This window comes from Pseudomonas viridiflava (assembly GCF_003702045.1).
In the GTDB taxonomy this organism is placed as follows: Bacteria; Pseudomonadota; Gammaproteobacteria; order Pseudomonadales; family Pseudomonadaceae; genus Aquipseudomonas; species Aquipseudomonas viridiflava_C.
In genome coordinates this window covers 147077-158440 of the sequence record NZ_RBTP01000003.1, presented here as the reverse complement: position 1 = coordinate 158440, position 11364 = coordinate 147077, and the positions used below count along the sequence as shown (strand labels likewise).

Here is an 11364-nt window from a genome sequence, read left to right as displayed (position 1 = left end):
GAATCCCCTTACCCCGACCATTTTCGCCCAGCTGTATCAGGGTTGAAGATCAGGATTCAAGAACAGTGGTCTTGAGTCCAACAAAAAAGGCGTCCTTCGGGACGCCTTTTTTGTTTTCTCCGTGACAACCGGCTTGGTTGCTTCAGCAAGTCGACACACCGCTCAGTGACGACTGCACCAGAACACGGATGCAGCCTTCACTCGCCAGCAAAGCCCCTGTGACGTTAGTGGGGCACTGAATCCAGTCCGGTGGACTGCACCGTTGGCTGCGCCTTGGATGAAGACAGGAACGCAAGAAGTGCCTTGGCCTGATCGGGGTGATCTGCGTTGACGGGGATGCCTGCGGCGTAGCGGGTAACGGACTGCACATCCTCCGGGATCTTGGCGACGAAGGTTGCGCCCGGCACCGGCATCAATTCGGCAACTTGCTGGAAGCCCAGTTGGTATTCTCCATTGGCGACCACCGAGGCAACCGGAATGCGCTCGATCATTTTGCTTTTGGGCACGAGCTGCTCCTGTATACCCAGTTTCTTGAACAGCTCTTTCTCGATATAGACCCCACTGGCGCTGTCCGAATACGCGACGGACTTGGCGTTCAGGAGCACTTTTTTCAGTTCGGCGTCTGTGCTGATCGACGGCTTTAGCGCCCCCGCCTTGACCGACATGCCGATGCGGGAGTCAGCCAGTTCTACGCGGGAAGCCGGGTCGACCTTGCCTTGTTTGATCAACTCGTCCAGCGCGTAGCCAACCATGATGACGACGTCTGCGTGTTCGCCACGAGCCAGTCTGTTCGGAATGGCCTCAGGCGCTTTGCCCATCGAAGGGCCGAGAATCGTGGTCAGGGTGTCACCGCTGGACGCTGCGTATTGAGGTCCCAGCAATTTATATGCAGCGGTAAAGCCGCCTGATGTCATCACATTGAGCTCTTCGGCCTGGGCGGCGGTGCTGAGCGCGGCACATGCTGCGAAAAGCAGGGTGAGGTGGCGTGTAGGGGGCAATTTCATTTTTCACATCTCGATAACAACGTAGAAGGTCATTCTGAACAGGCAAAGAGACGCCAGTCAGCGCGTTGAGCGGTAACCATCAAAGTAGCGCTAATGCGCACGCCAGACCGGGCAGCAACTCAAGCTCAACCGAAGATCCCACCGGTTCGGAGTGCTCGGCCCATTCCGTAAGGTGCCTGCCATGCAACTTCAACAGTGCTTCGTGCTGGCACCATGCTTTAGCGAAGGCGAGGGCGCGCGATCTTTGAGGTGTTGCCTGCAATCGGTACGTAACCGTTGGACCCAGGTAATCCCGGGCCACTGTTAGCCAGTCCGGGACGTTCTGTACCGTCATCACATCGACACCCACTAGGCCGCTCAGGTTCACCGCAGCCACTGACAGCCCGACTTCATGACTGAACGATACGCCTGGCTTATTCTGGCCTTCGATCCATAGCTTGGGAGCGTGCCCGGGCGTGCTTGCCAGGCTAATTGCAGTGAGCGGCAGCCCTAGCCACTGGGTGATCGAGTCGCGCAAGTGGGTTCGAATTCGAGCCCTTGCGTCGGTTCTGGAAACGCCAGGCTCTACCACGGTACTGACCAGCAACACCTGCTCGCTCTGTCTTCTGGCGGGCAACTGGTCGGGGGATGGATGAGCGAGCCAGCACTTGCCATCGAAAGTGCTGGCTTGCCCCCCACTCATGTCCTGGCAGGCGCTGCGGGGCAGCCAGCCCAACGGGTGAGCGCGGGAATGCTTTCGCCCTTCATGACCAGTGTCAACGGACCGAGGTAAGCCCCATTGCCCACGTCGGCGCTGTAGAGCACGGCGCTGCGTGGCCCCATGTACACCCGCTCGCCGATGATGACCTGATCGATCTTCATCACACGGTCTTCGAACAGGTGGGTTTGTGGGCATGCACCGGCATTCAGCTCGCTGTCGGCACCAATATTCACGCAGTCGAATTCGGTGATGTCCGTCGTGTCCATGTACACCCCTCGGCCGATTTTGCACCCCAGCAGGTTGAACGCCAGCGGCAGCCACGGCGTGCCTCGCAAGTAGCGCATGAAGTGCGGCGCTGCCATGCCTTCATAGAGGCTGGTGATGCCTTCCGACAGCCAGACAAACGGGGTCCACATGGGTGTGGCACGTTTCCGATACCGACCGATGAGCAGCCATTTCAAGCCCGCCACCAGCACAAAGTTACCCACGCTGTAGGCCAGGCCGATCAGCGCCAGGTAAATCAGGACGGTTCCCCAGCGGCCTTCTTCCGTCAGGGGCATGAGGTCCAGCATGACCGTGTAGCCCACCGCAATCATGACGGCGTTGGGCGTGACGATACGGATACCTTCGATCAAGCCGCGCGCCAGGCGCCGTGACAGCGAAGGCTTGAAGGTCAGCGACTCAGGGTAGCCACTTGTCTGTTCGCGAGCGGGGAGGTTGATGGGTGGGGAGCCAAGCCAGGTGTCGCCATCGGCCAGATCGCTGTTGGGGGGCGTGCTGGAGTGAACACCGATCAGCACGTTCTCCGGCAATACGGTGCCGTCCGACAAGTAGCTGCCGTTGCCGACGAAACTGCGATTGGAGATAACCGTTGGTTGCATGGTCATCCAGCCGCCGTCGATGTGCTCGTCGCCCAGCATCACCGCATCGGCAATGAAGGTTTCATCGCCCAGCGTCAGCATGTCGGGGATTACGCCTTGGGCGCTGGAGATTTCGGCGTTACGGCCCACTTTCGCGCCCAGCAGCCTGTACCAGAAAGGCGCATACACCGTGGCGTAGATACCGGATAGAACGTTGAGGCTCGCCTCCTGAATATGGCTGACCAGCCACTTGGCGCAATAAGTATTGCTGTGCACCGCATAGCGTCCCGGCTTGAGCCTGGGCAGTGCGACCCAGCGCAAAGCCGCTGATGCCAGCGCTGTCGCAACGATCAGCACCGCGCTTGCCGGGAGAGCCAGCATGAAATAACGGGCCAGTTGACCGCCGACGCTGGTGCCAGCCAGCCAGGGCATGACGTGCTGTGCATCGAACCAGTCCATCAGAAAGAAAGTAGGAAAAACCGGAATGAAAAACAGCGTGGCAATCAGCAGGATACCTGCCGTGAAGAACAGTGTTTCCGCACGCAGGCGGTGTTTGCTCACGGCAGGTCGCGGAGGTTGGCGCTGAGTATCGAACGAGCCGACATCACGGGCGGGCGAGCCCTGCCAGATGCGTCCTGCGGGCACCTCACGACCTTGCGCCAATGCGGACTGTGCTTCCAGATGACCCAGCGGGCCGACGCTGGTGTTGCCTTCCATGATCACGTAGGACCCGACGCAGGCATTGGCCTGCAAGGTGATCTGCCCCAGGTGAAACTGGCCGCGCTCGACCCGTGCGTTCTCGAAACTGACGCCATTGCCGACACTGACGCCGTCGCTGATGTCCAGCAGATCGGGAGCACGCACCACCGCGCCACCGATGATGACGTCTCGCCCGATTTTGGCGCCCAGCGCGCGCAGCCAGGCCGGATAGAGCGAAGACCCGCTCAATAGGTAGGTTGGCGCTGACTCGACCATCCGATCAGCTGCCCACCAGCGGAAATAGGTTATGCCCCACAGGGGGTAGACGCCGGGTTTGAGGCGACCGGCGATCAACCATTTGCCCGCCAGCGCGATCATGAACTGCACGACGGTTGCGATCAGAAACACCGAGATCGACGCGAGCGTTGCCAGCGCAACAGAGTCATCGGGTGAGCCGGTCAGGTAGTGATAAGTGAAGAACGGCGCGAGCCATTGCGACATGCGCAGGCTGACCATCACCGGCAGCGCCAGTGCTTGCGCTACGCCGCACCGCCAGCGTCGCCAGGCAGAAGGCGGCGTCCATTGCTCGGGCGTACTGCTGGTTCGCGGTGTCTGGTTCAGAACGGCGGCAATGGCGTCGATGCGTCGCTGCTGATAGATGTCGCGCACCGTAATGTGAGCAAAGCGCGGGTCTGCACGCAGTGCCGAGGCCAGTCGTGCAGCAAAAAAAGAATGTCCGCCCAGATCGGTGAAAAAGTCTGCATGGCGGCGGATCGGTATTCCTGGAAACAACGCGGCGAGTGCTGCGAAAAGCACGACCTCACCGGGTGTTTCAGCCACATCGGATTCCGCGCTGGCGCTGCCTGCATCCACGTTCAAGGGGCGTGCTTTTAGCGCCTTGCGGTCAATCTTGCCGGACAGCAGGCGCGGCATGCTTTCGAGCAGTTCGAACTGGGCGGGCACCATGTAGGGTGGAAGCTGGGCCTGTAGCGCTTTGCGCAACCGGCTCGTGAACGCGGCCGGAGGAGCATCGTCGCAGACGACATAGGCGACCAGTTGATCGAGCCCATTGTCGTTGCGCAGCAGCACCGCGACGTTGCCAACGCCGGGTTCTTGCGCCAGTACGGCTTCGATCTCGCCGAGTTCGACACGAAAACCGCGAATCTTGATCTGATCATCGGCACGTCCCAGGCAATGCACCTGACCTTCATGATCGATACGCGCCAGATCGCCGGTGCGATACAGGCGAGCATCGTGATCACCGATGGACCAAGGGTTGATCAGGAATTTCTCTTGGGTGAGGTCAGGCCGTCCGAGATACCCGTCGGCGACACCTGGACCGATGATGCACAGCTCGCCGGTCTGACCGCGTGGCAGCAGGACGGGCGGGTGCTCACGGCCAACCTGAGTGTCATGTGCAATGACCAGCAAGCCGTAGTTGGGCAATGGCTGGCCAATGGTGACCGGGCGATCGGGCGACAGCCGCGCCAGACTTGCCGAAACGGTGGCTTCGGTGGGGCCGTAGGTGTTGAACATTTGCCGGTTCGGCGTTGACCAGCGATCGACCAGCGACTCGGGGCACATTTCGCCGCCCAGGTTAATCAGCCTAAGACTGGGAACATCTTCGCTGAACAGGGCCAACAACGTCGGCACCGCATGCAGGACGGTAATCTGGTGTTCATTCAGCAGCCGCGGCAAGGTTTCGGGGTCGCCGCTGGTTTCTTTCGGACCTATCCACAGCGTGGCGCCGACCAGATAGCCGATCCAGATCTCCTCGAACGACATGTCGAACGCGACCGAGAACCCCTGATACACGCGGTCGCTGTTGCGGATGCCGAGGATCGCGTTTTCGCTTCGCAAGAAGTGGCAGATGCTGCGTTGGGAAATCACGATGCCCTTGGGCTTGCCGGTCGAGCCTGAGGTGTAGATCACGTAAGCAGGGTGATCGGGCAGGGCCGCGATGCGGCGCATCGCAGGAGCGTCGGTTGGCGTCAACAGTGTCTCGGCCGTCCACACGGTCAGGCCGGTGCCGCTCAAGGTGGTGCCAAGGGCTTGTGTGCAGACCACGCCCAGCGCGCTGGCGTCTTCAAGGCAGACTTGCAGGCGATCAACCGGGGTGTCCAGATCCAGCGGCAGCCAGGCCGCACCGGTCTTGGCGATACCAGCCTGCATCACCAGCAGCTCGATGCCTCGTGGCAGCCATAGACCGACGATATCGCCCGGCCTCACGCCCGCCTGAATCAGCGCAGACGCCACCCGGTCGGCCTGCCGATCCAGCTCGCCGTAACTGAGCCGACGCTCGCCATAAATGAGCGCGGTCTGCTCGGGATACCGTTGCGCAGTGGCTTCGAGCAAATCGGCCAGCACCTCCTCACGCAAAAGCTCGGGTTGTATCGGCCCATACATCACATCCTGTAAGGCGTCGTTCTGGTACGTCTTCAACTGGTTCATGTTGTTCATGGCAGCAGGTCGTTCGCTCGTAGGAGAGAGGTGCCTTTACGGGCTTGTCGTTATGAGCACAGAAGCGGATCAACCAGAATGTGAGGTGCGTCGTGTAGGGCCAAGCATGCGGAATGTGTCAGTTTTGATACATTTTTGGCCGCATTGCTTCGAGGGCAACTGAACAAGCTGGCCAGGCAAATATCGCAAGGGCTGGCTGTACGCAGCTTGAACGGTGTACCGAAGGGGGGGCGTGAGGGGAGGCGTCAATGGATCGTTGGGACGTAGAAAATACAGCTCAGGATGCTTCGCGTCTTGGTGCAGGAGCGTTGCATTCCCGGGCATCGAAACAGGTAGCATCCTGGCCATCATGCCAACGCAGGGCGATGGCATGATCAGGTCAGTGTCGTTTAGTGCAGCTTCATCCGGGGCTCGGTGCCCTTGCCGATGCGGCTACCCAGCATCAGCATCAGCGTGCGGAACATTCCGTACAGCGCCATTTGGTGCATGCGGTACAGCGACACGTAAAACATCCGCGCCAGCCAGCCTTCAAGCATGACGCTGCCAGTCAGGTTGCCCATCAGATTGCCCACGGCCGAGAAGCTCGACAGTGAGATCAGCGAGCCGTAGTCCTTGTAGGTGTATTCCGGCAGTGCCTTACCTTCGATCCGCAGCCGTAGGGATTTGACCAGCAGTGAAGCCTGCTGGTGCGCAGCCTGGGCGCGCGGCGGGACGTTGCGGTCGGTGCCTTTCTGCGGGCAGGCCGCGCAGTCGCCAAAGGCAAAGATGTTCTCGTCGCGAGTGGTTTGCAGTGTCGGCAATACCTGCAGCTGGTTGATACGATTGCTTTCCAGTCCGTCCAGCTCATGCAGGAATGCCGGCGCACGAATACCGGCTGCCCAGACTTTCAGGGTCGCAGGGATCACCTCGCCGCTGGCGGTGATCAGGCTGTCGGCTGTCACTTCGCTGACGGCGGCATTGGTCAGCACGGTCACGCCGAGTTTGCTCAAGGTTTTGTGGACCGGGCCGCCGATGCGCTCGGGCAATGCGGGCAGAACCCGTGGGCCTGCTTCAATCACGGTGATGCGCAGGTTTTCCGGCTTGATCTGGCCGAGTCCGTAAGCGGCCAGCTCGTGGGCTGCATTGTGCAGTTCGGCTGCCAGCTCGACGCCTGTAGCACCGGCGCCGACGATGGCAACGGTGATCTCCTGAGCGGAATCGGCTTGCCCGGCGTGGGCGCGCAGGTAGTGGTTGAGCAACTGCTGGTGGAAGCGCTCGGCCTGTTTACGCGTGTCGAGGAACAGGCAGTGTTCCGCAGCGCCCTTGGTGCCGAAATCGTTGGTGGTACTGCCGACGGCCAGCACCAGCGAGTCGTACCCCAGGCTGCGCGCCGGGACCAGCTCAGCGCCGTTTTCATCCACAGTTGCGGCCAGATGTACCTGACGAGTCGCGCGGTCGAGTCCGGTCATGCGTCCCAACTGGAACTGAAAGTTGTTCCACTTGGCTTGGGCCACATAATTGAGCTCGTCTTCGTACGAGTTCAGCGAGCCGGCGGCCACCTCGTGCAGCAGAGGTTTCCAGATGTGGGTGAGGTTGGCGTCCACCAGCGTGACGCTGGCCGTGCCTTTCTTGCCCAGGGTTTTACCCAGACTGGTGGCCAGCTCCAGACCGCCAGCGCCTCCGCCAACGATGACAATACGATGAGTCATAAGGATTACTCAGAAGGTTTAAGGAATTCGGAGGGAGCGCGATCTTCGCGAGCGCAAGGCAGCTCATAGCGTCAGATGGCTCAGAAATCGACTCAGCAGGCCCAACCCGATGACCACGACCACCAGCACGATCAGCCAGGGCCTGAAAGGCTGGCGCTCGATTTGATGCTGAGGTGCCTGAAGGTACTCTTCGACACATCGTTGGTCGTCCGGGTTCAGACGGCTGCTCATTTTAAGTCTCGTCTTAGGGGTCTCTTCGCTTCACTGTCTGGCAGGAGGCCAAGGGGCGTCGCTGTCCAGCGGCTCGACTTGAAGCGTGTCGTCCAGCCGGATGATGCCGCTTTGTATCACTCGGGCGGTAATTCCGCCATGCCCGCGCACCGCTTGAAAGGTCCCGTGCCCGAGGCGTTGCTCAAGGCGTGCGCAGGGCTGGCACCATCCCGTGGTTTCGAAAATGGCTTGGCCGATCCTGAAACGCCGCCCTTTCAGGCTGAACAGATTGATGCCGCTGATGGCAATATTTCGCCGCAGGTCCTGCGCAACAATGGGGTTTTCAGCTGGACGGTTCAAGAGCGATCCGATCACTGACAGATGCTCCCACTGAATCAGCGTGACCTGCCGGGCGTTGCGCGGGCCGGGGCGGGCATGATCACCGGTCAGCCCGGCTTCGCGACGCGCTTCCACAGCGTCGAGTTCGATCATGTCGACGCGGGACTCGGGGCGTACACCGATCCAACGCACGCGACCTTGTTGTGGAACATCCGCCAGCAGCGCTTGCAGGGGACTCATGACGGGGGCATTCATAAACTGATTCCAACATCGAATACGACGCTGCGTCCCAGATTGGTACGCAAGAAATCCGGGGCGTCCGGATGGGCGAACAATACCCGAGCGAAGGTCGGCCCGACCAGCGACAGCGAGCGCCAGCCCTGGCGCAGGTACTCGGTGGGCGGCGGGAAGTGACTGTTGAGGTCCAGCACTTCACGCTTGAGGCTGGAGAAGGCGATGATGTCTAGCTCCCCGAGGTCCAGGCCCCGTTCTCGGTAGTTGTGGGATTTCTTGCGCAGCGTGGGGGCGAGTCGTCTCAACAGTTCGGAAGCCGGGATGCGCTTGGGCTTCGCTTCGCGGCGAACCAACTGGCTCAGGGAGAAGGCACTGCGTCGTCGCTGCAACTCCTCGCGCCACTCATCATTGAGCCGACGACCTTCGTCCAGCACGAAAAACACCTCGAAACAGGCATCGCGAAACAGCACGTCCGGTGGCTCCTGGCCTGCCGGCGTGAAGTCTTCGTTGCGATGCGGGATGTTCAGGCCCTGCAACAGGCGCTGACACACCCACCGCTCACGCTCCCACTTTCTCGCGTTGGAAAGAAAGGCGTTGGCTTGTTCAGCCTGGATCGTCAACAGGCGCAGGTAGTCTGAGTCATCCATAGGCTTAAGCTTAGCGTTCTAATCGCGTTGACTGGAAGGGTGAATGTGCAGGTGTAAACTGACGCTTCATTTGCCTGCCTGCACTGGCCTTATGGCAAACAGTACCTTTTCGAGGAGTGTCCCGTTGAAATTTCTGCCCATGCTGTTTCTGGCCCTGCTGCCGCTGACCGCCCATGCGCTGCAAACGGGCGAACGCCTTGCGCCGTGGACCCTGCTTGATCAGTACGATCAGCCCTACACCCTCAACAACCAGACCCAAACCCTGCTGGTCGCCAGAGGCATGGACGCCGCCAAGCTGGTCAATGCCGCTCTTGCGGACAAACCCAAAGGCTTCCTGGAAGCTCGAAATACCGTCTTCGTGGCCGACATCCAGAAAATGCCAACGATCATCGCCAAGATGTTCGCCATCCCCAAGATGCGGGACTACACCTACCGCGTCATGCTCGACCGCGAAGCCCGCATCGTGCCGCAGTACGCGGGTGATGAGGATAAGGTCTTATGGTTGCAATTGCGCGATGGGCAATTGGTGAGTCAGCAGCAGTTTGGCAGTGCCGAGGCGTTGCGCGTGGCGCTGGAGAGGCCGTAACGGGGGGGTATACATAGACCGTGGGAGGCGGCTTGCGGCGATGCGTTTCTTAGCAAGCCCTTCAGCGACTGGCATGACGCTATCGCCGACAAGTCGCCTCCCACGGGTTTTGCATTTATCCGGAGAGTATCCAGGCAGGCCTGAAGGCAGTGATGAGTTGGCAGGTCAGAGGGCTGCTTTGCAGCCCATCCCTGCTGTCGTAACCTCTGGGAGTTCCTACAAAGAGAGGTCGCAGGCCTTAGTGGCCTCTGTGCGGCGCTTCCAGGTCACCTGAGAACAGATCGTCTTCAGCGTCCGGGCTGACCGGGATGGCGTGTTCTTCCGATGCCCAGGCACCGAGGTCGATCAGTTTGCAGCGGTCCGAGCAGAACGGACGATTGGGGCTGGCCGCGCTCCATTCCACGGGCGCGCCGCAGGTTGGGCATTGAACGGTCATTGGTTGGCTCATGATTGGCCTCCACGCAAAGTAAGGTAAAAGTGGTGCAGCCGCTCGACTTCGCTTTTGAGCCAGGCCGTATCTCGGTCGTTGGCCAGCACATCGTCGGCGTGGCGCAAGCGGTCTTCGCGTTGCGCCTGAACCTTGAGGATGGCCTGGACCTGCTCCTGGCTTGAGCGGTCGCGCAGCATGGTGCGCTCTATTTGCAGTTCTTGGGGGGCGTCAATCACCAGTACCCGCTGGACCGTACGGTACTGACCGGATTCGATCAGCAGCGGCGACACCAGAATGGCGTAGGGCGAAGTCGCGCGCGCCAGATACCGGGTGATTTCCTGATTGATCAGCGGATGCAGCAACGATTCCAGCCAGCGCCGCTCCTCCGGATGTTCGAAGATCAGCTTGCGCAGTGCGCTGCGATCCAGTTCACCGCTGGCCTGCAGAACGCCTGCACCAAAGTGCTCGACGATTTGCTCAAGCGCTGGGCGCCCGGGTTCGACCACCCAGCGTGCGGCATGGTCGGCATCTACCGCGTGGATACCTAGATCCATAAAACGCTGCGCTGCTGCGCTTTTGCCGCTACCAATGCCGCCAGTCAGGCCAAGAATCCAGGGTTTTTGATCAGGGTGGGTCATTTGAAACCGGCGAACTGCAAATAGGAGTCGGTTATTTGACCACCCCAGAGCAAAGCGATCCACCCCGCAATGGCCAGATAAGGACCAAAGGGGATTGGCGTGCCGGATTCGACGTTGCGCAATCGCATCATGATCACGCCCAGCACCGCGCCCACCAGCGACGACAGCAGGATGGTCAACGGCAAAATCTGCCAGCCGCCCCAAGCGCCGAGCATGGCCAACAGTTTGAAGTCGCCGTAGCCCATGCCTTCCTTGCCGGTGATCAGCTTGAACAGCCAGAACACCGACCACAGCGCCAGGTACCCGGCCACCGCACCCCACAGCGCATCACTCAGCGAAGTGAACAGGCCAAATGCGTTAACGATCAGGCCCAGCCACATAAGCGGCAGCACCATTGAGTCGGGCAGCAACTGCGTATCGGCGTCGATCAGGCTCATCGCCAACAAACCCCAGCTCAACACCAGCATTGCTGCCGTCTGCCAGCCAAAGCCAAAATGCCAGGCAACGTAGGCCGACAGCAGTCCACATGCCAATTCGACCAGTGGGTAACGCTTGCTGATCGGAGCCTTGCATTGCGAACACTTGCCGCCAAGCAGCAGGTAGCTGATCACTGGCAGGTTTTCCCACGGGCGAATTTGGTGCGCGCAGTGTGGGCAGCGGGAGTGGGGGAGGATCAGGTTGAAGGTGGGCTGTTCAGGCTCAGCGGGCAGGCCAAGCATGTCCCGCGACTGGGCTTTCCAGTCACGCTCCATCATCTTTGGCAGGCGGTAGACCACGACGTTGAGGAAGCTTCCGATTAACAGGCCGAGTACGCCGCAGAAAATAACGAAGGCCAGCATTGAGCTGGCCAGGAAGTCGAGGAGGGGCAT

The 11364-nt window shown here is 60.4% G+C and carries 11 protein-coding genes; 1 reads left to right on the top strand and 10 read right to left on the bottom strand.

What is annotated here, in order from left to right; translation table 11 throughout:
- Nucleotides 1–224 precede the first annotated feature (224 nt).
- The 7 genes from ALP40_RS01235 to ALP40_RS01205 form a co-directional block, all read right to left on the bottom strand.
- Nucleotides 225–1004, bottom strand: coding sequence for a substrate-binding domain-containing protein (locus ALP40_RS01235; RefSeq protein ID WP_122206498.1), 780 nt, complete (start codon nt 1002–1004; stop codon nt 225–227).
- A 79-nt stretch (nt 1005–1083) separates the two neighbouring features.
- A complete protein-coding gene (locus ALP40_RS01230) occupies nt 1084–1686 on the bottom strand; it encodes a 4'-phosphopantetheinyl transferase superfamily protein (protein WP_122206497.1) in 603 nt (200 codons plus the stop codon).
- Complete coding sequence (locus ALP40_RS01225) at nt 1683–5723, bottom strand: Pls/PosA family non-ribosomal peptide synthetase (protein ID WP_122206496.1); 4041 nt, start codon at nt 5721–5723, stop codon at nt 1683–1685. Before ALP40_RS01225 ends, ALP40_RS01230 begins: the two co-directional genes overlap by 4 nt.
- A 389-nt stretch (nt 5724–6112) precedes the next feature.
- The gene (locus ALP40_RS01220; RefSeq protein ID WP_122206495.1) at nt 6113–7411 is read right to left on the bottom strand and encodes an NAD(P)/FAD-dependent oxidoreductase; all 1299 of its coding nucleotides are present in this window, start codon (nt 7409–7411) and stop codon (nt 6113–6115) included.
- A gap of 63 nt (nt 7412–7474) precedes the next feature.
- Nucleotides 7475–7642 (bottom strand): DUF3094 family protein, encoded by a 168-nt coding sequence (locus ALP40_RS01215; RefSeq protein WP_122206494.1) that lies wholly within the window; start codon nt 7640–7642, stop codon nt 7475–7477.
- Nucleotides 7643–7672: 30 nt separating this feature from the next.
- Complete coding sequence (locus tag ALP40_RS01210) at nt 7673–8200, bottom strand: MOSC domain-containing protein (protein WP_122206505.1); 528 nt, start codon at nt 8198–8200, stop codon at nt 7673–7675.
- Nucleotides 8201–8211: 11 nt separating this feature from the next.
- Complete coding sequence (locus ALP40_RS01205) at nt 8212–8841, bottom strand: DUF1780 domain-containing protein (protein WP_122206493.1); 630 nt, start codon at nt 8839–8841, stop codon at nt 8212–8214.
- Nucleotides 8842–8965: 124 nt separating this feature from the next.
- Between ALP40_RS01205 and ALP40_RS01200 the strand changes: the two genes are divergently transcribed.
- Nucleotides 8966–9427, top strand: a complete 462-nt coding sequence (locus tag ALP40_RS01200) for a hypothetical protein (protein WP_183135984.1) — start codon at nt 8966–8968, stop codon at nt 9425–9427.
- A 238-nt stretch (nt 9428–9665) separates the two neighbouring features.
- On the opposite strand, the gene yacG is transcribed toward ALP40_RS01200, so the two are convergent.
- From yacG to ALP40_RS01185, 3 genes are read right to left on the bottom strand one after another with little or no spacing between them, the layout of a single operon-like run.
- On the bottom strand, nt 9666–9875 hold the full coding sequence (gene yacG / locus ALP40_RS01195; protein WP_004887444.1) for a DNA gyrase inhibitor YacG: 210 nt from the start codon (nt 9873–9875) through the stop codon (nt 9666–9668).
- Nucleotides 9872–10495: a dephospho-CoA kinase gene (gene coaE / locus ALP40_RS01190; protein WP_122206492.1), complete on the bottom strand. Its 624-nt coding sequence runs from the start codon at nt 10493–10495 to the stop codon at nt 9872–9874. Before coaE ends, yacG begins: the two co-directional genes overlap by 4 nt.
- Nucleotides 10492–11364 carry an A24 family peptidase gene (locus ALP40_RS01185; protein ID WP_122206491.1) on the bottom strand — a complete coding sequence of 291 codons (873 nt, stop codon included), beginning with the start codon at nt 11362–11364 and terminating at the stop codon, nt 10492–10494. The genes coaE and ALP40_RS01185 overlap by 4 nt, the downstream gene beginning before the upstream one ends.

Bases quoted from the DNA above. Each gene is read 5' to 3' on its own strand.
- ALP40_RS01235 (WP_122206498.1), bottom strand. From the start codon at position 1,004: ATGAAATTGCCCCCTACACGCCACCTCACCCTGCTTTTCGCAGCATGT.
- ALP40_RS01230 (WP_122206497.1), bottom strand. From the start codon at position 1,686: ATGAGTGGGGGGCAAGCCAGCACTTTCGATGGCAAGTGCTGGCTCGCT.
- ALP40_RS01225 (WP_122206496.1), bottom strand. From the start codon at position 5,723: ATGAACAACATGAACCAGTTGAAGACGTACCAGAACGACGCCTTACAG.
- ALP40_RS01220 (WP_122206495.1), bottom strand. From the start codon at position 7,411: ATGACTCATCGTATTGTCATCGTTGGCGGAGGCGCTGGCGGTCTGGAG.
- ALP40_RS01215 (WP_122206494.1), bottom strand. From the start codon at position 7,642: ATGAGCAGCCGTCTGAACCCGGACGACCAACGATGTGTCGAAGAGTAC.
- ALP40_RS01210 (WP_122206505.1), bottom strand. From the start codon at position 8,200: ATGAGTCCCCTGCAAGCGCTGCTGGCGGATGTTCCACAACAAGGTCGC.
- ALP40_RS01205 (WP_122206493.1), bottom strand. From the start codon at position 8,841: ATGGATGACTCAGACTACCTGCGCCTGTTGACGATCCAGGCTGAACAA.
- yacG (WP_004887444.1), bottom strand. From the start codon at position 9,875: ATGAGCCAACCAATGACCGTTCAATGCCCAACCTGCGGCGCGCCCGTG.
- coaE (WP_122206492.1), bottom strand. From the start codon at position 10,495: ATGACCCACCCTGATCAAAAACCCTGGATTCTTGGCCTGACTGGCGGC.
- ALP40_RS01185 (WP_122206491.1), bottom strand. From the start codon at position 11,364: ATGCCCCTCCTCGACTTCCTGGCCAGCTCAATGCTGGCCTTCGTTATT.